Raw genomic sequence first — 21,715 nt, forward strand, 5'->3', positions numbered from 1 at the left:
ATCAGTCGCCCTCGCCGCGCACGAGTACGAGCCCGGCGTCGGCGAACTGGCGCAGGGACGCGTCCGGGAGGAATGCCCGGACGAGTCCCGCGCCGATCCTCGGCAGGTCGCTCTCATCGCGGTAGAGCAGGTGGAGCGTGTCGTAGCGAGGGTGGAACTTCTCCTTGAAGCGGTGCAGCGAACGGAAGCCGTACACCGGCTCCAGAGACTGGGCCAGCCGCTCGCTGAGCGCGGCGATGACCCCGGCCCCCGGCGGGTAGTGGTGCGTCAGCGGAGCACCGGACAGCGACATCAGCTGCGCGCCCTCCGCGGAGAACTGCAGCGCGCTGGAGCCGATGAGGTACTCCATCACGGGCACGAAGCCGCCCTCGCGCCGCCGCATGAGGTCGAGGGTCCAGCCGGTGACCGTGCCGCCGGCGCCGTACACGGGCAGCCATGACAGGAACCCGTCGACATCGCCGTCGGGGGAGATCGCCAGGGCCAGCCGCACTTCGGGATCGCGCGCCTCATCGAGGGTGCCCAGGGTGAAGCCCATCTCGGGCAGGTCCTTCCCCCCGACCCATGACTGGGAGATCACCCGCAGCTGCGCCTGCACGCCCCAGCTCTCGTCGATCAGGCGGGTGAGGCGGAAGGTCATGCCCTCGCGCCGGGCTCGGTTGAGGGAGGTGCGCACCGGCTTCCAGGCGTTGCCGCCGAACTGCAGGCCGGGCAGGTCGACGATCGTGTCATCGGCGACGACCAGGCTGCGCCAGCCGGCCGGAGCCGCCTGGCGGGTCGCGTCGGAGGCGCCGAACCAGCAGGGCACGATGCCCGCGCGCTCGGATGCCGCGGCGAACTCCCACACCGATCCCGCCCGCCCGTCGGCGGGGCCCAAGGGGTCGGCGAGGGCGATGGCGACCCCGGCGTGGCGCTGATAGGCGACGATGCCGGTGGTGGTGCGCAGATACGACATGTCCTTCCACGTCGTCATCCACGACAGCGTCCCGCCCCCATGGGCCCGCAGCAGGAGCGCGGCATCCTCGGCGGTCGGCTCAGGGTCGGTGCCGATCGTCGCGTGGCGCCCCGCGCGGAACGCCGCCCGCGACCAGACCAAGTACGCGAGGAAGATCGCCCAGACCCCCGCCTCGGCGACAAGCGGTGCCGGGTCGCCGCCGAACGCGTCGTCGGGCACGCCCGGCACCCGCACGCCGACCCCGACCACGATCGACCACGCGATGTTCACCGCGGCGAGCACGATGCTCACGATCCACGCCCACCGGCGCCCGCGCCGCAGTCCGTGCGCCACCACCATGAGCAACACGACGTCGACGACGACGTTGACCAGCGGTGACGACGCAGCGTCGCTCCCTCCGAAAGGGCCGCTCGTGGGGGCGATGAAGGAGAGCACCTCCGCCGTCGCGATCGCGAGGGCGGTCGTGAACCCCAGGAACCGGCGTTCCCGCAGGGTGGTGCGCCACGCGGCGAGAGGGCGCTGCACCACCAGCACGAGCAGAACCGCGAACGCATGCACGACGTCGGCGAGTGTCGCCCAGAACAGCAGCAGCACGGCGCAAGCGCCGATGACGACGAACCACACCCGCTCGCGCCAGGGCGAGCGCATGGCCGATGCCGAGGCCGCGATGCAGGCCATCGTCCCGCCAGACGGGCCGACGTCGAGCGACGCCGCCTGCGCGGCGGCCCACGGCCACGGCCACGCCAGTGACGCCGCGGCGATGAAGCCGATCATCGCGAGCACCCCTACGAGCTGGCCTGCGGTGAACCAGCTCAGCGCGATCCGGGAACCCCGGCGAAACTCCAAGAAGGCCACGCCGGCGAAGCCGGACACCACGATGACGTAGAGCCACGGCGGGTCGCTGAAGAAAGTGCCCGTGAGGGGCGTCCACCACCGCCCGTCGGCGAACGCGGGGACGCCGTAGGCCACCTGGTCCCAGAGGGGGGACCGCGACAGCGGACGCCACAGCGCCTGGGACCCCACCGCGCAGACCAGCAGCAGAACCACGAGGCTCAGAGCGACCGGGAGCCGTCTGGCCACTCGCGGCAGCAGACGTCGTGACGCGGTGCCCTCGGTCATGAGGACACCCTAGGCGTGCGACCCGGGCAGCCGCAGGGTCGTCGCGGGATTCGCGTGGCGGATCAGCGTGCCAGGCGGGCGTACGCCGCCAGCGCCTCGGCATCCTCGGCGTGCCGGATCGCCCGGCGGGCGGCATCCAGCGCGGAGACCGGGTCCTGAGACTGCCGGGCCGCGGCCATCTCCCGCTGAGCGGCGTCGAGGCGCACGCGGGCGTCTGCTCCCGCGCCGGCGGCCGCGCCCTCCGCCCGGGCGAGGGCGCCTCGTGCTGCGGCGAGGGTGCCCGGCAGAGCCGAGCGCGCACCGCGCAGACGCTGCTGGGCGGTGCGGGCGTCGCCGAGGGCGAGATCCAGTCGGCCGCGCAGGCGGGCCAGCTCCGCAACCGTCGCCGTCGGTCGGCGCGCGGCGTCGGATTCCAGCGCGGCGACGCCGTCGGCCACCGCTCGCAGTTCGGCGCTCAGCCGCTCGGCGTCGGCGGGCTCCAGGTCGTCGCGCGTGCGACCCGCCTGCGCGATGGCGGTGCGGGCGGCCTCGAACTCCTGCGGCACCGCGAGGGCGGCATCCGTGACGAGCCGGTAGGCCTCATCGAGACTGCGGGAGGCGGTCTCCGCCCGGCGCAGTTCCCGCTGCGCGGCGGTGAGCTCCGGCAGCGCGCTGCGCGTGGGGTCGGCGGCACTCAGCCGTGCCGCGGCGATGCGGGTCTCCGCGGCGGCGAGGGCGGCGGATGCCGTGCGCGCGGCGGCATCCGCGTCACGCCACTCGGCGGCGTCATAGCGACTCGACAGGTCGGCCACGAGGGTCCCGGGATCCCCGAGCTCGGTGCGCAGGCGTGCGAGACGGTGGGTGGCGGCGTCGACCTGCGCGCTCGCCGATCCGTGCGCCCGCACCCACTCGTCGTGCACGGCCCTGGCCTGCGTCACGGCCGCCAGAGCGCCGTCGACACGGGCGCGGATGCGGGCGGCCGTGCGCCGCGCCTCGGTCGGGTGCGCGACATCGAGGTCGCGGAACGCCTCGAACGCCTGGTCGCGCACGTGCTGCGCCGTCATGCGCGCGCGGCGCAGCGACGGGGGAGCGGCGCCGTCGTAGAGGGCGCCCGACAGCTCCACCTCGAGGTCGAGCTCGGCAACGGCGTCGTCGAGCTGCACCAGCGCCGAGCCGGCGCGCGTGCGCTCGGCGTCGGCCGCCGCGCGGGCGCGCGGTCCTCGACCGGCCCGCCGGAGCGCCCAGAGGCCCGCAGCCACGAGCAGGGCGGTGACCCCGAACACGACGAGGGCCGGGATGATCCAGCCCGCGGCGCCCTCCGGGTCGACGCTCATCCGGCGGAATCCTCCACCAGCAGCAGCGCCCGCAGCTGTGCGACCGAGTCGACGACGGCCGATGCCCCCTCGGCCTCATGAGGCCAGCTGAACCCCCAGCGCACGAAGATGACCGGCACATCGTGCTCCGCTCCCCCCTCGACGTCGTGATGACGGTCGCCGATCAGCACGGGGCGGCTGGTGTCCGCGCCCGCCGCTCGCAGGCGCCGCAGCGACTCGGCGACGATGTCCGCCTTGGCGCTGAGGGTGCGCTCGTCGGCGGTCGCGCCGACGATGGCGGCGAGGTGGGGGGAGAGCTCGAAGTGCTCCATCAGAGCGAGCACCTGGATCTCGGGTTTCGAGCTCGCCGTCGCCTGCGCGATGCCGGCCGCGGCCAGGTCCGCCATGAGGTCGGCGATGCCGGGGTACAGCCGAGCGTCGCGGGTGTACCCGTCGGCCTTGCCCAGCCTGCGGTAGAAGGCGACCGCCTCGGCGGACTGCTCCGGGGTCATCCCCACGTTGGTCTGGAACGACTCGAACATCGGCGGGCCGATCCAGTGCACCAGCTCGGCGCGGGTGGGTGCGGGCTTGCCGTAGTGCTCGAGCGTCAGGGCGAGGCGGCGGAGGATCCCCACCGAGGCATCGACGACCGTGCCGTCGACGTCCCAGAGGACGCAGGTGAAGGGGGACCGCAGCGGCATCCCCCCACCCTAATCCGCCCCCTGCCGCAGCGGGACGGGGATCGGGTCAGAACAGGCGGGGCGCGCCGGAGTCGATGCCCTTCATCTCGTCGTAGTCCAGCGTCACGCAGCGGATGCCGCGATCGGCGGCGAGCACCCGCGCCTGCGGCTTGATCTCCTGGGCGGCGAAGACGCCGGTGACCGGCGCGAGGTGCGGGTCGCGGCCCAGCAGCTCGAGGTAGCGGGTGAGCTGCTCGACGCCGTCGATGTCGCCGCGGCGCTTGACCTCGACCGCGACGGTGCCGCCGGCGGGATCGCGCAGCAGCAGATCGACCGGGCCGATGGCGGTGGGGAACTCGCGGCGCACGAGCGTCAGACCTTCGCCGATCACCCCCACCTGCTCCGCCAGCAGGCGCTGCAGGTCGGCCTCGACGCCGTCCTTCACGAGGCCCGGGTCCACCCCGAGCTCATGCGATGAGTCGTGCAGCACCTCGTAGATGCGCACCACCAGCGAGTCGCCGGTCTTGGCGTGCGTCACCCGCCACTGCTCGACGACCTGCTCCTCGAGCTCCTCGGCGACCGCCGGGGTCTCGACCGTGAGGGAGCAGGGTGGGCTCATCCAGTTGAGGGGTTTGTACGACCCCCCATCGGAGTGCACCAGCAGACTGCCGTCGCCCTTGTGGACGAGCAGGCGCGTCGCAGTGGGCAGGTGCGCGTTGAGGCGCCCCGCGTAATCGACGGAACAGCGGGCGATGACCAGACGCACCCGACGAGCCTACCCGTGCTCCCCGGTGCGACCCGCACCGACGGCGGCACCGGCGGGCGGTCGAGCCGACGACGACGCGAATCCCGACGCCGCCACGAGCGCCACGACCACGAACAGCGTGTTCAGCAGGCCGATCCGGTCGCTGATGAAGCCGAGCACGGGTGGACCGCACAGGAAGGCGACGTACCCGATCGTGGCGGCGGCGCTCACGCGGGCAGCGGCCTTGGCGGGGTCGTCGGCGGCCGCTGACATGCCCAGAGGGAAGCCGAGCGAGGCGCCCATGCCCCAGAGGGCGGCGCCGACGAACACGAGGGGCAGGTTGGGCGCGAGGATGAACAGCAGGATGCCGGCGGTGGCCGTCACCGCGAGCACGCGCAGCACCCCCACCCGGCCGAATCGGTCCACCAGGGGGCCACCGAGCACCCGGACGACGGTCATCGCGACGGAGAACACCATCAGTGCCGCGGCGCCCAGCGCCTGCCCGCCGCCGTGGTCCTCGCTCACGCCGAGCGCGAGCCAGTCGTTGGCGCCCCCCTCAGCGAAGGCCATGCCGAGCATCACGACGCCCAGGGCGTAGGTGCGGGGCTCCCGCCAGGCCGAGAGCGCGAGGGCGAGGCGCGCACGCCAGCCCTCCCGGGGCGTGTCCGGATCGGTCTGCGGGGCGTCGGCGCCGAGGTGGGTGGGTACGTTGGCATGGGCGACGAAGGCCACCACGAGGATCACCACCGCCACGATCGCGGTGTGGGTGAACACGTCGATGCGCAGGGTCGCGGCGAGGGCGCCCAGGCCGGCGCCGAGCACCGTGCCCACGCTGAAGAAGGCGTGGAACAGCGGAAGCAGCGTCTTGGAGGACTGCGTCTCGATCGCGGCGCCGTCGACGTTCATCATCACGTCGACGGATCCGTTGCCGAAGCCGAAGAGCACGAGGCCGATGAGCACGAGCGCGATCGACGGGACGAGATTGGTGCCGATGCCGATCAGGGCGACGCCGCCGGCGAAGACGATCATCGCGCCGAGCATGCCGGTGCGCGTGCCGAAGCGGGCGATCACCACCGACGACGCCGAGAGGCCCAGGATCGAGGCGACCCCCATGCCCAGCAGCAGCAGCCCGATGTCGCTGTTCTCGATGCCGAGGTCGGCTTTGATCGACGGAACGCGCGACGCCCAGGTCGCGATGCTCAGCCCGCTGGCGGCGAAGATCGCGAAGATGGCGGTGCGCCAGCGCACGAACGGGGAGCGGGCGAGGTCGATGGTCACCGAGTCAGCGTAGCGAATCGATTCGACGGCGAAATCGCGCAGGCTACGATCGGGAGGTCATGAGCACACGCCGCGCAACGATCGCCGACGTCGCCCGCACCGCGGGGGTCTCGCCGTCGACCGCGTCCGTCGTGTTCAGCGGCAAGACCCCCGTCACGGATGCCACTCGGACGCGCGTGCTCGATGCCGCCGCCGCCCTCGGGTACACCGGGCCCGACCCGCGCGCGGCGTCGCTGCGGCTGGGGCGCTCGGGCATCGTGGGAGTGGTGTTCATCGGGCACCTCGGCGCCGCGTTCGTCGATCCCGTGGTGCGGGCGATGATGGACGGCCTTGCCGAAGCGGTCGCGCCGGTGGATGCCGCCCTGCTGCTGCTGCGCGACAGCGCGGGCGCCGCTGCGCAGGGCGCGCGGGCGACCACCGCCCCGATCGACGCGGCCGTGCTGGTGGGCTGCACCCCCGCCATGGCGGAGTCCCTCGCGATGCTGCGCGCCCGCGGCGTCCCGGTCGTGGTGATCGAGGGCGACGCCGGGCCGGACGTGCCTCGGGTCCTCCTCGACAACAGGGAGGCGCAGCGGACCCTCGCCGAGCGGGTGCGCGCGCTCGGCCACACCGAGGCGGCCATCGTCACCCTTCCGACGCATCGCGGCGGCGTGCCGGGGTGGATCGACCCCGACCGGCAGGGGCAGATCGCCATCGACGTGGTGCGCGACCGGCTGGCGGGTGCGCGGGAGGTCTACCCGCACGCCGCGGTGTTCGCCGCCGAGGCGAGCTCGATCGATGCCGGGCTCGCCGCCGGCCGTGCGATCCTGGCCGATCCGGCGACGCGCCCCACCGCGGTGCTCGCGCAGAGCGACCTGCTCGCGGCGGGTGTCGTGCGCGCCGCGGAGGAGCTGGGACTCACCGTGCCGGGCGATGTCAGTGTGACGGGCTTCGACGGCATCGATGTGGACGGTCTCGCGCCGTTCGTGCTCACCACCATGGTGCAGCCCGCGGCCGAAAAGGGCCGAGCGGCCGGTGCGGCCGTGATGGCCATGCTCGACGGTGAAGAGGCCCCGTCGGTGTGCTTCCGGAGTGTGTACCGCGAGGGGAATACGACCGCTCCGCGCCGCTGATCGGGCCGCCGGCGACCGGGAGCACTTCTTCGCCCCCGTAGAATGGATCCGATCCTGAACGCCCGTGCCTTTGGCTGCGACCCCTGAGGAGGCCGCGTATGCTGCTCCTCCTCGGCGCGTTCGCGGTCCTCCCGCTGACGTTGCCGTGGCTGGTCGGCCGCATCGGCGCCCGCGCGTTCTACGTCGCCGCGATCCTCCCTCTGGTGGCGTTCGCGCACACCCTGACGCTGGCTCCCGACGTGTTCGGCGGGCGCACCCCGTTCGAGACGTTCTCGTGGATTCCGGCGCTGGACATCTCGGTGTCCATGCGCATGGACACCCTCGGGTGGGTCATGGCCCTGGTCGTCACCGGGGTCGGCGCGCTCGTGATGATCTACTGCCGCTGGTACTTCGACGGCAAGCGTGACGGCGTCGGACAGTTCTGCGCAGTGCTGCTGGCCTTCGCCGGCGCGATGTACGGCCTCGTCCTCACCGACGACATCGTCGTGCTCGTGATGCTCTGGGAGGTCACCAGCGTCCTGTCCTACCTGCTCATCGGCTTCTACCATCGGCGCGGCGCCAGCCGCCGTGCCGCACTGCAGGCGCTCCTCGTGACCACCCTCGGCGGTCTCGTCATGCTGATCGGCGTCGTGCTGATGGTGGTCGCGACCGGGACGACGAGTCTCTCCGGCATCCTGGCGCTCGCCCCGACGGGTCCGGTGATCGACGCCGCGCTGGTGCTCATGCTCGTCGGCGCCCTCAGCAAGTCGGCGATCTTCCCCTTCCATTTCTGGCTGCCCGGCGCCATGGCCGCACCCACCCCGGTGAGTGCGTACCTGCACGCGGCGGCCATGGTGAAAGCCGGCATCTACCTCATCGCACGTCTGGCCCCGGTGTTCGCCCTCGCAGCGCCCTGGCGCCCGATCGTGATCGGGCTCGGCATCCTGACCATGCTGATCGGCGGACTGCAGGCCCTGCGCGAGTCGGACCTCAAGCGCGTTCTCGCCTTCGGCACCGTCAGTCAGCTCGGCATGCTCACCGCCGTCCTGGGCTACGGCACGCGCGATGCGGCGCTGGCGGGCCTGGCGCTGCTGATCAGCCACGCGCTGTTCAAGTCGGCCCTCTTCCTCGTGGTCGGCGTCATCGACCGCCAGCTGTCCACCCGAGACATCGCGGAGCTGTCGGGAGTCGGGCGCCAGGCGCCGACTCTGGCGGCGTTCTCGATCATCGCCGTCGCCTCGATGGCGGGCGTCATCCCGACCATCGGCTTCGTCGCCAAGGAAGCAGCCCTCACCGCCTTCCTCCACGAGGGGCTGGGTGGCCAGGTGTGGGCGTGGGTCGGTCTCGTCGGTTTGGTTCTCGGTTCCATTCTGACCGCGGCATACGGCATCCGATTCGTCTGGGGCGCGTTCTGGACCAAGAAGGATGCCATCGGCGAGCCCATGCCGCGAACGGAATGGCCAGACCCGCCGATTGGATTCCTCGGCGCCCCCGTCGTGCTGGCCGGCCTCACACTGGTCGCGGGACTGGCCGCCCCGCTCATGGACAGCGCGCTGGCGACCTACGCCGACACGGCGCCCGTCGCGAGCCCGGGGGTGACGGCGCCCGATCACGTGTACCACCTCGCCCTCTGGCACGGCCTGGAGCCGGCCCTGTTCCTCTCGCTCGGATCGATCGCCGTCGGCGCCGTGCTCTTCTGGCTCGTCATCCGGTTCCGCGCACCCAAGCGGCTGCTCCCTTTCACCGCCGCCGACGCGTACAACGCGGTGCTGCGCGGGATCGCCCGGATGGCCGTGTTCACGGTGACCGTGACCCAGCGAGGATCGCTTCCGGTGTACGTGGGCACGATCTTCGTGGTGCTGGTCGCCGCGGAGGGCACGGCGCTGCTGGCGTCCCCGCAGTGGCGCATCAGCCTCGATGCCTGGCAGTCACCGACACAGCTGCTCGTCGCGCCGGTCATGATCATCGCCGGCATCGTCGCCGTGCGCGCCCGCAAGCGCTACACCGGCGTCGTGCTCGTGTCGGTCACCGGGCTCGGCATGGTGACCCTCTTCGCCACGAGCGGCGCCCCCGACCTCGCCCTCACGCAGGTGCTGGTCGAGACGGTCACCCTCGTCGCCTTCGCGCTCGTGCTGCGCCGCATCCCCGCCCGCCTGGGCGAGCACAACGCCTCGGTGCTCCCCGTGGCGCGCGCCGTGCTGGCCGTCGCGGTGGGCGTCACCATGGCCGCCGTCGCCGTCGTCGCGACCGGCGCCCGGGTGGCAGAGCCGATCTCGGCGGTGTTCCCCGAGCTCGCCTACGAGCTCGGTCACGGCAAGAACGTCGTCAACGTCACCCTCGTCGACCTGCGCGGCTGGGACACGATGGGCGAGCTCTCGGTGCTGATCCTCGCGGCCACCGGTGTGGCATCCCTCGTCTTCGTCACGCATCGCGCCGACACGTTGTCGCGCGCGGTCTCGCCGCTGCCCAACCTCGCGGTGCGCACGCGCCGGCCGCTCGTCGAGACCGACGAGGGACCGCGGCCGCAGACGGCGGACAACCGGGGTGCCCCGCGCACGTGGCTCGTGGGCGGGCAGCGGGTGCGGCCCGAGAACCGCTCGATCATGCTCGAAGTGATCGTGCGCATCCTCTTCCACACGATCATGCTCGTGTCGATCTACCTACTGTTCGCCGGGCACAACCTGCCCGGTGGCGGCTTCGCCGGTGGTCTGGTCGCCGGTATGGGCCTCGTCATGCGCTACGTCGCCGGCGGCCGCTACGAACTCGGCGCGGCCGCGCCCACCGATGCCGGGCGCCTGCTCGGCGTGGGCATGGCGCTGGCGGTCGGCACCGCCGTCGTGCCGCTGCTCTTCGGTGAGGCGCCGCTGACGAGCACGTTCTGGGAAGCGAAGCTGCCCGTGCTCGGCCACGTCGAGTTCGTGACCTCGACGATCTTCGATGTCGGCGTGTACCTCGTGGTCATCGGTCTGGTGCTCGACGTGCTGCGCAGCCTCGGCGCGGAGGTCGACCGGCAGACGCAGGAGCTGCGGGAGAAGGGGGTGCTGTCGTCATGACCGTCTCCTTCACCCTCGTCATCATCATGGGCGCTCTGTTCGCCGCCGGGGTGTATGCGATGCTCGAGCGCAGCCTCACCCGTGTGCTCATCGGCTTCCTGCTGCTGGGCAACGCGGCGAACCTGTTCCTGCTCATCGTCATGGGCCGGCCGGGCACGGCCCCGTTCTTCGGGGCCGCCGATGCCGAGCAGATGAGCGACCCGCTGCCGCAGGCGCTCACCTTGACGGCCATCGTCATCACCTTCGCCGTCTCGGCCTTCCTCCTCGCCCTCATCTACCGCTCCTGGCAGCTCGGCCAGGCCGACACCGTCGAGGACGACGAAGAGGACGTCGCCGTGCGAGAGCGCAGCGCCACCGATGAGGACTCGATGGACGACGAGGTCGACGAGGAGGACGACGACGCGACGACGGACTTCGTCGGCGTCGAGACCGCACCCATCACGGTGCTGCACGCGAAGGACGTCCCCGGCTTGCGCGACGACGCCCCCACCGATCGCCCGGCCCGCGGAGGTGACCGATGAGCGCCCTCGTGCCCCTGCTGGTCGCCCTGCCGCTGCTCGGTGCCGCCGTCGCGCTCATCGCGGGGCGCCACCGCCGCACCCAGGTCGCGGTCTCCACCCTCACGCTGACGCTGGTGTGCATCATCGCCGCCGTGCTGCTGGTCGCCGTGGACTCCTCGGACCTCCCCATCGCCGTATCGGTGGGCGGATGGCCGATCCCCTTCGGCATCGTGCTGTACGTCGACCGCCTCGCGGCGCTGCTGGTGATGGTCTCGAGCATCGTTCTGCTCGCCGTGCTGCTGTTCTCGGTGGGACAGGGCGCGGCCGACGGCGATGACGAGACCCCGGTGTCGATCTTCCACCCGTCGTACCTGATCCTCGCGGCCGGTATCTTCAACGCCTTCATCGCCGGTGACCTGTTCAACCTCTACGTCGGGTTCGAGATCCTGCTGGTCGCCTCGTACGTGCTGATCACGCTGGGCGGCACCGAGTCGCGCATCCGCACGGGCGTGGTCTACATCGTCGTCTCGCTGGTGTCGTCGATCCTCTTCCTCTCCGCCATCGCCGCGATCTACGGAGCGCTGGGCACGGTGAACATGGCGCAGCTGTCGCAGCGGATGGGGGAGCTGCCGCAGGAGACCCAGCTGGTGCTGCACCTGCTGCTGCTCGTCGCCTTCAGCATCAAGGCCGCCATCTTCCCGCTGTCGTTCTGGCTGCCGGACTCCTACCCGACCGCGCCCGCGCCGGTGACGGCGGTGTTCGCGGGCCTGCTGACCAAGGTCGGCGTCTACGCGATGATCCGCACCGAGACGCAGATCTTCCGCGACAACGACGTCAACACCCTCCTGCTCATCGTCGCGCTGGCCACGATGATCGTGGGGGTGCTGGGTGCCGTCGCGCAGGCGGAGTTGAAGCGCATCCTCTCGTTCACCCTCGTCAGCCACATCGGCTACATGGTGTTCGGGCTCGCGATCGCGACCCCCGCCGCGATCGGCGCGACCGTGTACTACACGGTCCACCACATCGTCGTGCAGACGACGCTCTTCCTCGCGGTGGGACTGGTGGAGCGCCGGGCGGGGTCCACATCGATCCTCAAGGTGCGCGGACTCATGCGCGCCGCCCCACTGCTGGCGGTGCTCTACTTCATCCCCGCGATCAACCTGGGCGGGCTCCCGCCGTTCTCCGGGTTCATCGGCAAGTTCGCGCTGTTCGACGCCGCGGCATCCGTCGGCACCCCGCTCATGATCGTCCTGATCGTCGGCGGCATCATCACCAGCCTGCTCACGCTGTACGCCCTGATGCGCGCCTGGAACCTGTCGTTCTGGCGCGAGGACGAAGACGACCACGCCGAGGCCGAGACCGAGGATCGCCTGTCGTATCTCGGCGGCGCCCCCGCGGCCGCCGCGCAGACGCGCCGACGTGTGATCCCGCGCATCATGACCGCCGCGACGACGGGCATGGTCGTGCTCACCGTCTCGCTGACGGTGTTCGCCGGACCGCTCTATGACGTGTGCACGCGCATCGGCGCGTCTCTCATGGACCCGGTGACCCTCGTGCAGCTCGAGGAGGGGACGCAGCGATGAGTCCCCACCGGTCCACCGTCCTCACCCAGCTGTGGCGACAGCTGCCCTTCTTCGTCTGGCTGATCGCCCTGTGGATGCTGCTGTGGGGCCAATTCACGCCGCTGGCGTTCGTCACCGGGCTGGCCGTGGCGGTCTTCGTCACCCGGGTGTTCCGCCTGCCGCCGGTGGAGCTGTCGGGCCGCGTGAACCTCTGGTACGGCCTGGTGTTCCTGCTGACGTTCTTCGGCGCCGTCGTGCGCGGCTCGCTGCTCGTGGCGTGGCAGGTCGTCGACCCGCGACGCTACCCCGGCACCGCCATCATCGCGGTGCCGCTGCGCACCGACGACGACCTGATCATGACGCACGTCGGAGTGACCGCCTCCCTCATCCCGGGGTCGCTGGTGGTCGAGGCCGACCGTGACCGCCGCATCCTCTACCTCCACGTCATCGGCGTGGACAGCGAAGCCGATGTGGTCAAGCAGCGCACCGCCATCCAGGGCTGGGAGGCGCGCATCGTGCGCGCCGTGGGATCGCGGGCGCAGCTGGAGAAGATCCGCGCGGCGGGCGTGACGTCGCCGCAGCAGGGAGGCACGCCGGTATGAACCTGCTGCTGGTGCTCATCTACGGGGTCTTCGCCGTCTCCGGCGTGCTGACCCTGTGGCGCATCATCATCGGCCCGTCGATCCTCGACCGGGCGGTGGCGTCGGACGTGCTGCTGACGCTCGTGATGTGCCTGCTGGGCGCCGACATGGCGATCAACCATCACACCCGCACCCTGCCGGTGCTGCTGATCATCGCCGCCGTCGGCGTCTTCGGCTCCATCTCGATCGCGCGGTTCGTCGCGAGAAGGGACAACACCGACCGATGAACGCCGTGCTGGATGTGCTCTCGATGGTGCTGATCCTCCTGGGCGCGCTGCTGTGCCTGACCGCAGCGGTGGGCCTGCTGCGGTTCCACGACGTGCCGTCGCGACTGCACGCGGCGACGAAGCCACAGGTTCTCGGTCTCATCCTCATCTGCCTGGCTGTGGCGCTGTCGGCGCGCTCCTGGGCGGTCGTGGCGTTCCTCGTCGCGATCGTGCTGGTGCAGCTGGCCACCGCACCGCTGTCGGCGCACATGGTCGGCCGCGCCGCCTACCGCAACGGCACGCTCGACAGGCGCTCGCTCTTCACCGACGAGCTGGCCGAGTCTCGCGAGACGCCGCCCGCCGCCGGCGGCTGAGCCGTCGCCCTCGCGCGCGTCCGGCGGGGGCCGGTCACAGCGCGTGCAGCTGCCTCAACGTGCCCACGACATCCCGATGCCAGCGTCGCGCCGCCGGGAGGACCCCGGTGAACATCGGGGTGTCATGGGTGACGCCCAGGTACTGCACCACGCTGGCCGGCACTCCGGCTGCGCGCAGCTTCGCGCCGTACGCGGCGCCGTCGCTGCGCAGCGGGTCGTACTGCGCCGTCAGGATCACCGCGTCCGGCAGCCCTTCATGCGAGGGCGCGCGCATCGGCGATGCGAGCGGGTCGCGGGCATCGCCGTGCTCGCCGAGATACGTCCTGGCGATGGAGCGCATCTCCCGTGTCGCCACGATGCTGGGGATGCCGAGCGCGCGCGTCGCACCCAGATCCACGTACCGGCCGGTCAGATCGGTGACGGGAACCTCGAGAAGCTGCAGCCCGATCGGCAGGTGCGTGCGGTCGCGGTTGGCGATCGTCAGTGCCGCAGCGATCGACCCGCCCGCCGACGTGCCCGCCACGCCCATGCGCCGTCCGTCCACACCGAGGGACGCCGCGTTCTCGTGCAGCCACAGCAGGGCCGCGTGGGCCTGCTCGACCTGTGTGGGGAAGCGGTGTTCCGGCGCGAGCGCGTAGTCGACGGCGGCCATGACGACCCCGGCATCCGCGGCGCGCCGGCGGTTGGCGGCATCCGTCGTCGGATAGTCGATGCCCCCGATGCGGAAGGCGCCACCGAAGAAGGTCAGCCACACCGGCAGAGCCTGTCCCTCCGCGACGTCGGGGTAGTACAGGCGCACCTTGACCGAGGGGAACCCCCGCACCGGCACGATGTGCTCCGCGGTGCGCAGGTCGGGACCGGGCGTGCCGATCGCCTGGAGCTCCTTGCGGTCCCAGGCCAGCGCGGCCCGGCGATGCCGCTCGCGCGCGCTGCGGGGGTGGGAGACACCCGGTTGCGCGGATGCCGCCTCGCGCGCGGCCGCCCGCGGGTGGGCGGTCACGCCGCCGTCGGCGAGCGGACCACCGCCGGCGGCAGCGGTCGCCCCGGGCACCGCAGTCACGGCATCCGGTGCGGGGCGCCGGTGCCCGGACGACGCGCGCGGCAGCACGGCCTCGCGGATCTCCGCCCACCACCGGTTCCACCGCGCCCGGTAGGACTTCAGGGTGCTCTTGATGAGGTACCGACGATGCGTGCGCAGCCGCTCCGCGAAGTACGGGTCCAGTGGCATGCGATCTCCTCGAAACGGGGTTGGATTCTCTTGAGCGGCGGCGCCGGTCAGCAGCCCAACGCGTGCGGCATGTAGACCCGAGCATGCCCGGCGCCCCGCGCGCAACCCCTTCATCCCGGTTGCTCCGCCGTAGTTGGGTGGAAGCATGAGCAGGCGATCGATCCGTTCCGCATCCCGCGCCACGTCCGTCCGGCGCGCCGGCCCCTTCGCCGCGGGTTCGCGCCGCGGGTGCACGGCGTGACCGCCGCGTCTCCCGCCGCGCCGGTGCGCGTGAGCGTGGTCGTCCCGGTCTTCCGTCCCGGTGCCGGCTTCGACGATCTCATCGCCTCGCTGGATCGTCAGACGCTGCAGCCGCACGAGTTCGAAGTGCTGCTGTGCGACGACGGGTCGGGCCAGCCGACGCAGGCGCGACTGGCGGAGGTCGCCCGCACCCGCCCGCACGTGCGCGTGCTCACCCTGCCGCACAGCGGATGGCCGGGTGCGCCGCGCAACGCCGGCGTGGATGCCGCACGGGGAACGTACGTGCAGTTCGTCGACCAGGACGACTGGCTGTTCGACGGGGCGCTCGAGGATCTCTGCGATTACGCCGACCGCTACGACTCGGATGTCATCATCGGCAAGGAAGTGGGGATCGGCCGGCGGATGCCACGGCAGATCTTCCGCGATGACATCCCGCGCGCGGTGCTGGGCAAGGATCCCATCCTCGAGGTGCTCACGCCTCACAAGATGTTCCGCACGTCGTTCCTGCGCGCGCACGGCATCCGCTTTCCCGAAGGGCGCGTGCGGCTGGAGGATCACCTCTTCGTCATGCAGGCGTACTTCGCCGCCGCCACCATCTCCGTCCTGGCGAGCCGCCCCTGCTACGCGTGGGTGAAGAACGATGAGAGCGCCAGCGCATCGCGCATCGACCCGGTGACATACTTCCCCCACCTGGAGACGGTGCTCGATCTCGTCGAGGCGAACACCGAACCCGGCCGGCAGCGGGACACCCTGCTGCGCCACTGGTATCGCGGCAAGATCCTGAACCGGCTCGAAGGCCGGCGGTTCGTGCGCTATCCGCCCGAGTACCGCGAGGAATTCCTCGACGTGGTGACGCCCATCAGCCGCGCGCGCTTCGGCCCCGGCGTGGACGCCGGGCTGGCCTTCCCGCTGCGGGTGCGTTCCGCGCTGCTGCGCGAAGACCGGCGCGAAGACCTGCTGCGCTTCGCCGAGTTCGAGGCGGGCATCGGATGCCGGGCGGAGATCACCGCGGCCAAATGGACGCCGCGCGGTGCGCTGCGGCTCGACGTGCGCGTGCGCTTCGATGCCGGACCGGGGGAGGCGCCGGTGTTCGGGCCGGCGACCGCGCGGGACGCCGTCGCCGCGGGCGGGGCAGAGGCGACGATGTCGGGCGCCCAGGGGTCGGACGCGGTGGCTGCGACGCCGCGCGGTGCGGTGTGGCATCCGCCGGCCGGCCTCGGCGCCGATTTCCTCCCGGTCGAGACGCGGGATGCCGCGCGTGACCTCAAGCGCGACCGTGTCGACCTGGTGCTGCGCGACGAGGCCGAGGGTCAGGAGTACGCCATCCCGGGCACCGGCCGGCTGACGGCGGGCCGGGCGCGAGTCACGATCGATCCCATCAGCATCTTCACGCGGCGCGATCGCACCCGCGGCGGGTCGCTCGTCGCCGACGTGCGGCACGCGGGGTGGTCGTTCCGTACGCCGCTGCGCGCCGAGCCCGGAGTGCTCGCCGCGCTTCGCCGCCCGCCCTTCCTCGCCGGGTCGCTCTGGCGGCTGACGGAGGGGCCGGACGGAACGGTGGAACTGATCCGCGACGGTCGGTCGGTGGGGCGCGTCCGCGATCTCGCGGCCCGCGCGGTGCGCCGCGCGCGGTCGCTCGCGCGCCGGGTGGTCCGGCGGCTGCCGATCCGGCGCTGAGACGCGGCCTGCGGCGACGTCGCGCACCCTCACTCGGCGTCGAGGTCGCTCCCTCGGCGTCGCGCATCCCGGCTCGGGGCCAGGGATGGGGCGTCGGGGAGACGGAAGGTGTGGCGCAGTGCCGAGCGGGCGGCGTACCAGCCGGAGAGGCCGTGCACTCCGGGGCCGGGCACCGTCGACGCACCGCAGAGGTACACCCCCGGCATCGGGGTGCGCCACGGGTCCGTCGACAGCACCGGGCGACGCAGCAGCTGTGGCAGCGTCGCGGCGCCGGCGCTGATGTCGCCGTCGATGTAGTTCGGGTTCTCCTCCGGCAGCTGCGCCGCCGTCACGCTGCGGCTGTCGAGGATGAGGTCGCGGAAGCCGGGTGCCGACCGCTCGATGGTGCGGATGATCGCCTCCCGCTGGTCCACCGTCGAGCCCGCGGGCACGTGCGTGTACGTCCACAGCGTCTGCGCGCCCGCCGGGGCACGCGTGTCATCCAGCACGGAGGGCTGCGAGACCAGCACGTACGGTTCGGCGGCATGGCGCCCCTGCGCGACGTCGTTCTCGGCCCTGGCGATGTCCGCCCGCGTCCCGCCCAGGTGCACCGTGCCCGCCAGGCCCACGCGAGGATCCGCCCAGGGCACGGGGCCCGACAGCGCGAAGTCCACCTTCGCGGCGGCGTTGCCGTACCGGAACGACCGCAGCGCCCGCCGGTAGCGGGAGGGGAGGGACCCCTGCGCCAGGTGCAGCAGCGCCCGCGGCGTGACGTCGAGCAGCGTCGCCCGTGCCCGGGGCAGCTCCTGCAGCGACGTGACCTCGTGGTCGGTGACCACTTCGCCGCCGTGGGCGACGAGGTCGGCGATGAGGGCGTCGATGATCGTCTGGCTTCCGCCTCGGGGGATCGGCCACCCGCCCGCGTGCGCATGCGCCTGCAGCGCCAAGCCGGCACCGGCTCCGACCACCGACGGCTGCCGCACGATGGCGTGGGCGGAGACTCCGGTGATCATCGCCGGGGCCACCTCGTCGGCGAAGCCGGCATTCCACGCCGGTGACCCCTGTGCCAGCGCCCGAAGTCCGAAGAGCACGGCGGTGAGCGGATGCCGCGGCACCCCGATGAGGTTCGATCCGGTGAACTGGGCGACCTCCAGCGAGCGGGCCGCGAGGGGGCCGATCAGCCGCCGGTAGGCCGCACCGTCGCGGCCGAGCTCCGCCGCCGTGCGTTCGAGGTCGCGGTAGGCGATGCCGGCGCGGCCCGGCAACGGGTGGGCGAAGGACACCTCGGGGGTGAGCAGCTCGATGCGCTGCGCCAGCCCGAACGCGCGGAAGAAGGGCGAAGCGAGGGCGAGGGGGTGCACCGCGGAGCAGCCGTCGTGCCGGAATCCGGGCAGGGTCAGCTCCTGCGTGCGCGAACCGCCGCCGGCCTGCGCCGCGCGCTCGTAGACCCGCACCGCCAGTCCGGCCCTGGCCAAGGTGACGGCCGCCGCGAGGCCGTTGGGTCCGGAGCCGACCACGACGGCATCGAGCATGCTCATCCGGAACTGTCCGTGCGCGCCGCGGAGCGGTCGGCATCGGCCTGGTCGCCGGCGGCATCCTGCCCGGTGTCATCCGCGCGCTCATCGCCGGCAGCCGCGCCGGCGGCGTCGCCCGAGGGGACATCCACGGACGCGGGGTCGTGCGCCCCGCGCTCGGCCTCATCGGCGGAGGCCGTGTCCTCCCGGGCCTCCCGCCCGGGGGTGGCTTCGGAGGATGCCGGGACATCGGGTCGCAGAGTCGGCGCACCCTCTTCGCGCTCGCGTCGACGGCCCTCCGCGAGGAACGCCAATCGCCGCAGGGTCTCGCGGTTGCGCAGGCGCATCAGCGGTGCCCACAGCGCCCGCGGCACCGCGAGCGTCGGGCCGGCGACGGGCTCCTCGCCGATGCGCACCACGCAGCCCTGGGGGTGCTCACGCACTTCGATCGCGACGACGGCGCGGCCGATCGGCCCGCCCTTCGCCCGCAGACGCACGCGCTGCGGCGGCGACCACTCCACGACCTCGGTCTCGTCGTCGATCAGCACGGGCCAGGCGCCGAACGAGTGGTGGATCTTCGAGCCCTGCCGCGGCCATTCGGGCGCCACCGCGCGCATGCGCGCGGCTCCCACCACCCACACCGGATACAGCCAGCCGTCCGAGAGCGTCGCGAACACGTCGTCGGGCGTGCTGCGCATCACTCGTGCGATTCCGGAGGTCATGCGGGGATCCCTTCGTCGGTCTCGATGCCCCGATCGTAGGCGGCGGCCGCGGCCGGTGCCCGGGGGTTGCGCGCCGCGCGTGCACCTGCTCCGCCGCGCCGTTGCGCGGGCGCGATGCCCTCCGCTGCGCCTCAGCCCGCGGGGACGAGACGCAGCGTGTGCGTCGCCGCCTCCCGCACCGCCTCGTCGCTGAACGCCCACGGCGTCATCTCGGCGCGCTGCCAGGTCTCGGTCTGGTCGGTGTAGTTCGGGTGGAAGGCGTGGCCGCTGGTGCCGGTCAGGTGGTTCCACCGGGAGCCGTCGAGGTCGGCGAGGTCGATCACCATGCGCATCGACGGCACGGTCACCGTCTCGAACGAGCCGCTGCCGAGCACCCACCCGCTCGCATCCACGACCGACGTGCCGCCGCCCACCGGGTACGGCCCACGGTTGAACAGCCACTCGATGGGCGCGATGCCCGACGAGCCGAACGTGTCGCTGGTGAGGGTGAGGGCGTGCAGCGTCCCCCACTGCCACCGCGTCGGGTCCTCGCCCTGCAGTTCGGTGAGTCGGGCGGCGGCGTCCGCGGCGGAGCGCTCCAGCATCTCGCGCTGACCGTCGACGTCGAGCCCGGTGTTGGTCCACCAGGGGTCGGACGGCTCGTCCAGCAGCGTGTCGACCACGAGGAACATGCGCGCCTGGCTGCCTGCCGGAATGGCCGTGTCGCGCTCGCGCACGAACATGTTGGCGACGAGCTCGTCCCACAGCACGTTGGCATACGCCGCGGCGGCCGAGTCGGCGCTGTTCTGCGCGTCCCAGTCCGACAGCAGGGCGAGGGCGGCATCCGTCTGCGCATCGCCGGTGGTGATGTCCGCATAGACACCGGCGAGGCGCTTGCCCATCCAGAACTGCCTGTCGGCCTGGATGTCGCGCATGTCGTCGACGGTCAGCGGGCCCGCCGCCGCGGCGCTCTCGATGAGGTCGACGATGCGGGCGGCGCGCCAGCCGTAGTCCCAGTCGTTGGTGAGCAGGTACGGATAGCCCTCGCCGACCACGGCGTTGTTGGCCGTGACGATGTAGCCCTCCTCGGGGTTGTAGACCACCGGGAGCTCGTCGAACGGGATCATGCCCTGCCAGTCGTAGGCGGAGTCCCAGCCCGGCTGAGGCAGCGACCCGTCGCCGGTCCCGCGCACGGGCTGACGGCCCGGCGTCTGGTAGCCGATGTTGCCCTCGCGGTCGGCGTAGACGAGGTTCTGGGCCGGCACATCGAACAGCTTCGCCGCGGCGCGGAAGTCGGTGAAATCGGTGGCGCGGTCCAGCGCGAAGATGGATGCTGCGGTCGCCCCGGGCTGCAGCGCCGTCCACTGCAGACTCACCGCGTACTCGCCGCCGGCGGGCGTCGGGGCGGCATCGCCCGTGATGGCGGGGTCCTCGGCGATCTCGGTGAACTCGCCCGACAGCCCCGACACGATCGGCCCGTGCACGGTGGAGCGGATCTCCAGCTCCACCGGGTCGCCGCCGGCCACCTCGACCATCTCGGTGCGCGTCTCCAGTGGGACGAGTGCGCCGTCGCGCCAGTACTCGTCGCCCTCGACGCGCTCGACGTACAGATCGGTGACGTCGCTGGTGAGGTTCGTGAACCCCCACGCGATGTCGCGGTTGTGGCCGATGATGATGCCCGGCACGCCCGAGAAGCCGAACCCGGTGACGTCGTAGGGGCACGCCTCCGACACCGTGCGACAGCGCAGGTGGCTCTGGTGCCAGACGCTCGGCAGCGACGCGCCCAGGTGCGGATCGTTGGCCAGAAGCGGCATCCCGGTCTCGGTCAGGGCGCCGGAGACGACCCAGGAGTTGGAGCCGACGCCCTCGCCCGCGCCGCCGAGCAGCGCAGAGGCGGCTTCGACCACGCTCTCGACCTCGACCCAGTCGATCGACGCGGCCGCCGATGATGCGGGCTCGCGGTCGGTGGGCTGCTGCGCGCTCGCCGTCGTGGTGCTTCCGGCTCCCGCGGCATCCGGTTCTGCCGCTGCCGGGGCGTCGGCGGTGATCAGCGGGACGATCACCGGGTTGCGCTCGAACGGGTACTCGGGGAACAGCTGCGCAACCTCCTCGGGGGAGTGGTCCCGCGCCATCAGCGCGCGGTCCGCCTCGACCTCGACGTTGCTCCGCAGGTCCCACGCCATCGCCTTGAGCCACGCGATCGAGTCCACCGCCGTCCACGGTTCGATCGAGTAGTCGGGGTTCTGCAGTCCCAGCACGGCGTACTCGAACGATGCGTCGGCGCCGTCGTTGTCATCGAGGAAGGCGTTGACGCCGGCGGCGTAGGCGTCGTACCCGGCGCGGGTCTCGTCGTCGAGCGCCTGCTCCTCCTGCGCGGCCAGCTCGTGCCAGCCGAGGGTGCGCAGGAACAGGTCGGTGGGCAGCTGGCTCTCGCCGAACAGCTCGGCCAAGCGTCCCGCCGTCAGGTGCCGGCGGAAGTCCATCTCCCAGAAGCGGTCCTGGGCGTGCACGTACCCCTGCGCGAAGAACAGGTCCTCGGGGGTCTCGGCGACGATCGTGGGGATGCCGAGCTCGTCGCGCAGCACCTCGACCTCGCCGCCGAGACCGGTCACCTCGACGGTGCCCGACAGCTGCGGGAACGAGCGCTGGATCGTGAAGACCACGGTGGCGGCGACGATGAGGGCGACGACGACGACCGCGGACACGAGGCCGTAGACCGTCATTCCGATGATGCGTCCGACCCGGCGGCGCGGCTTCCGACCCTCATCCCCGGTCGCGTCGGGTGCGTGCGGGTCCTCCGCTGCGGCCGTGGTGGTATCGCGTGTCGCCATCGAGCATCCTCAGTCCCACCGTGCTCACCATCGCGCACGGGTGTCAGCATGC

Annotated in this window: 17 protein-coding genes; 8 read left to right on the plus strand and 9 right to left on the minus strand. The window is 72.2% G+C overall.

The genetic code is table 11. The features are described from left to right. Nucleotide 1 precedes the first annotated feature (1 nt). From NQ165_RS08510 to NQ165_RS08530, 5 genes are all read right to left on the minus strand, one after another. Nucleotides 2-2,071 (minus strand): bifunctional lysylphosphatidylglycerol flippase/synthetase MprF, encoded by a 2,070-nt coding sequence (locus NQ165_RS08510; RefSeq protein WP_257532578.1) that lies wholly within the window; start codon nt 2,069-2,071, stop codon nt 2-4. Nucleotides 2,072-2,133: 62 nt separating this feature from the next. Continuing rightward, a complete protein-coding gene (locus NQ165_RS08515) occupies nt 2,134-3,384 on the minus strand; it encodes a hypothetical protein (RefSeq protein ID WP_257532580.1) in 1,251 nt (416 codons plus the stop codon). Beyond that, nucleotides 3,381-4,064, minus strand: coding sequence for an HAD hydrolase-like protein (locus tag NQ165_RS08520; RefSeq protein ID WP_257532582.1), 684 nt, complete (start codon nt 4,062-4,064; stop codon nt 3,381-3,383). The genes NQ165_RS08515 and NQ165_RS08520 overlap by 4 nt, the downstream gene beginning before the upstream one ends. Nucleotides 4,065-4,110: 46 nt before the next feature. Continuing rightward, nucleotides 4,111-4,809, minus strand: a complete 699-nt coding sequence (gene nucS, locus NQ165_RS08525; protein ID WP_257532584.1) for an endonuclease NucS — start codon at nt 4,807-4,809, stop codon at nt 4,111-4,113. 9 nt (nt 4,810-4,818) lie between these two features. Next, a complete protein-coding gene (locus NQ165_RS08530) occupies nt 4,819-6,066 on the minus strand; it encodes an MFS transporter (protein ID WP_257532586.1) in 1,248 nt (415 codons plus the stop codon). Nucleotides 6,067-6,125: 59 nt separating this feature from the next. On the opposite strand from NQ165_RS08530, the gene NQ165_RS08535 reads away from it, so the two are divergent. The 7 genes from NQ165_RS08535 (at nt 6,126) to mnhG (ending at nt 13,493) form a co-directional block, all read left to right on the plus strand. Then, nucleotides 6,126-7,178: a LacI family DNA-binding transcriptional regulator gene (locus NQ165_RS08535; protein WP_257532588.1), complete on the plus strand. Its 1,053-nt coding sequence runs from the start codon at nt 6,126-6,128 to the stop codon at nt 7,176-7,178. Nucleotides 7,179-7,276: 98 nt separating this feature from the next. Then, the gene (locus NQ165_RS08540; RefSeq protein ID WP_257532590.1) at nt 7,277-10,210 is read left to right on the plus strand and encodes a Na+/H+ antiporter subunit A; all 2,934 of its coding nucleotides are present in this window, start codon (nt 7,277-7,279) and stop codon (nt 10,208-10,210) included. After that, on the plus strand, nt 10,207-10,731 hold the full coding sequence (locus NQ165_RS08545; protein ID WP_257532593.1) for a Na(+)/H(+) antiporter subunit C: 525 nt from the start codon (nt 10,207-10,209) through the stop codon (nt 10,729-10,731). Before NQ165_RS08540 ends, NQ165_RS08545 begins: the two co-directional genes overlap by 4 nt. Next, on the plus strand, nt 10,728-12,293 hold the full coding sequence (locus tag NQ165_RS08550; RefSeq protein ID WP_257532596.1) for a Na+/H+ antiporter subunit D: 1,566 nt from the start codon (nt 10,728-10,730) through the stop codon (nt 12,291-12,293). Before NQ165_RS08545 ends, NQ165_RS08550 begins: the two co-directional genes overlap by 4 nt. Further along, entirely contained in the window at nt 12,290-12,874 is a 585-nt protein-coding gene (locus NQ165_RS08555; RefSeq protein ID WP_257532597.1) for a Na+/H+ antiporter subunit E, read from the plus strand. Before NQ165_RS08550 ends, NQ165_RS08555 begins: the two co-directional genes overlap by 4 nt. Further along, nucleotides 12,871-13,140 (plus strand): monovalent cation/H+ antiporter complex subunit F, encoded by a 270-nt coding sequence (locus NQ165_RS08560; protein ID WP_257532599.1) that lies wholly within the window; start codon nt 12,871-12,873, stop codon nt 13,138-13,140. The genes NQ165_RS08555 and NQ165_RS08560 overlap by 4 nt, the downstream gene beginning before the upstream one ends. Next, on the plus strand, nt 13,137-13,493 hold the full coding sequence (gene mnhG / locus NQ165_RS08565) for a monovalent cation/H(+) antiporter subunit G (RefSeq protein ID WP_257532601.1): 357 nt from the start codon (nt 13,137-13,139) through the stop codon (nt 13,491-13,493). Before NQ165_RS08560 ends, mnhG begins: the two co-directional genes overlap by 4 nt. A 34-nt stretch (nt 13,494-13,527) precedes the next feature. On the opposite strand, the gene NQ165_RS08570 is transcribed toward mnhG, so the two are convergent. Continuing rightward, nucleotides 13,528-14,721, minus strand: a complete 1,194-nt coding sequence (locus NQ165_RS08570; RefSeq protein ID WP_257532603.1) for an alpha/beta hydrolase — start codon at nt 14,719-14,721, stop codon at nt 13,528-13,530. 237 nt (nt 14,722-14,958) lie between these two features. On the opposite strand from NQ165_RS08570, the gene NQ165_RS08575 reads away from it, so the two are divergent. Beyond that, nucleotides 14,959-16,638: a glycosyltransferase family A protein gene (locus NQ165_RS08575; RefSeq protein WP_257532605.1), complete on the plus strand. Its 1,680-nt coding sequence runs from the start codon at nt 14,959-14,961 to the stop codon at nt 16,636-16,638. A 29-nt stretch (nt 16,639-16,667) separates the two neighbouring features. Here NQ165_RS08575 and NQ165_RS08580 read toward each other — a convergent pair whose 3' ends face one another. From NQ165_RS08580 to NQ165_RS08590, 3 genes are all read right to left on the minus strand, one after another. Continuing rightward, a complete protein-coding gene (locus NQ165_RS08580; RefSeq protein ID WP_257532607.1) occupies nt 16,668-18,155 on the minus strand; it encodes an NAD(P)/FAD-dependent oxidoreductase in 1,488 nt (495 codons plus the stop codon). Further along, nucleotides 18,152-18,853 (minus strand): SRPBCC family protein, encoded by a 702-nt coding sequence (locus NQ165_RS14545; protein WP_306816616.1) that lies wholly within the window; start codon nt 18,851-18,853, stop codon nt 18,152-18,154. The genes NQ165_RS08580 and NQ165_RS14545 overlap by 4 nt, the downstream gene beginning before the upstream one ends. Nucleotides 18,854-18,984: 131 nt before the next feature. After that, a complete protein-coding gene (locus NQ165_RS08590; RefSeq protein ID WP_257532609.1) occupies nt 18,985-21,663 on the minus strand; it encodes a penicillin acylase family protein in 2,679 nt (892 codons plus the stop codon). Nucleotides 21,664-21,715 lie beyond the last annotated feature (52 nt).

The organism is Microbacterium sp. zg.Y1084 (assembly GCF_024623595.1).
GTDB classification, from domain to species: domain Bacteria; phylum Actinomycetota; class Actinomycetes; order Actinomycetales; family Microbacteriaceae; genus Microbacterium; species Microbacterium wangruii.

Excerpts from the sequence above, each read along its gene's own strand:
- NQ165_RS08510 (WP_257532578.1), bottom strand. The coding sequence starts at position 2,071 with ATGACCGAGGGCACCGCGTCACGACGTCTGCTGCCGCGAGTGGCCAGA.
- NQ165_RS08515 (WP_257532580.1), bottom strand. The coding sequence starts at position 3,384 with ATGAGCGTCGACCCGGAGGGCGCCGCGGGCTGGATCATCCCGGCCCTC.
- NQ165_RS08520 (WP_257532582.1), bottom strand. The coding sequence starts at position 4,064 with ATGCCGCTGCGGTCCCCCTTCACCTGCGTCCTCTGGGACGTCGACGGC.
- NQ165_RS08535 (WP_257532588.1), top strand. The coding sequence starts at position 6,126 with ATGAGCACACGCCGCGCAACGATCGCCGACGTCGCCCGCACCGCGGGG.
- NQ165_RS08540 (WP_257532590.1), top strand. The coding sequence starts at position 7,277 with ATGCTGCTCCTCCTCGGCGCGTTCGCGGTCCTCCCGCTGACGTTGCCG.
- NQ165_RS08545 (WP_257532593.1), top strand. The coding sequence starts at position 10,207 with ATGACCGTCTCCTTCACCCTCGTCATCATCATGGGCGCTCTGTTCGCC.
- NQ165_RS08550 (WP_257532596.1), top strand. The coding sequence starts at position 10,728 with ATGAGCGCCCTCGTGCCCCTGCTGGTCGCCCTGCCGCTGCTCGGTGCC.
- NQ165_RS08555 (WP_257532597.1), top strand. The coding sequence starts at position 12,290 with ATGAGTCCCCACCGGTCCACCGTCCTCACCCAGCTGTGGCGACAGCTG.
- NQ165_RS08560 (WP_257532599.1), top strand. The coding sequence starts at position 12,871 with ATGAACCTGCTGCTGGTGCTCATCTACGGGGTCTTCGCCGTCTCCGGC.
- mnhG (WP_257532601.1), top strand. The coding sequence starts at position 13,137 with ATGAACGCCGTGCTGGATGTGCTCTCGATGGTGCTGATCCTCCTGGGC.
- NQ165_RS08570 (WP_257532603.1), bottom strand. The coding sequence starts at position 14,721 with ATGCCACTGGACCCGTACTTCGCGGAGCGGCTGCGCACGCATCGTCGG.
- NQ165_RS08580 (WP_257532607.1), bottom strand. The coding sequence starts at position 18,155 with ATGAGCATGCTCGATGCCGTCGTGGTCGGCTCCGGACCCAACGGCCTC.
- NQ165_RS14545 (WP_306816616.1), bottom strand. The coding sequence starts at position 18,853 with ATGACCTCCGGAATCGCACGAGTGATGCGCAGCACGCCCGACGACGTG.
- NQ165_RS08590 (WP_257532609.1), bottom strand. The coding sequence starts at position 21,663 with ATGGCGACACGCGATACCACCACGGCCGCAGCGGAGGACCCGCACGCA.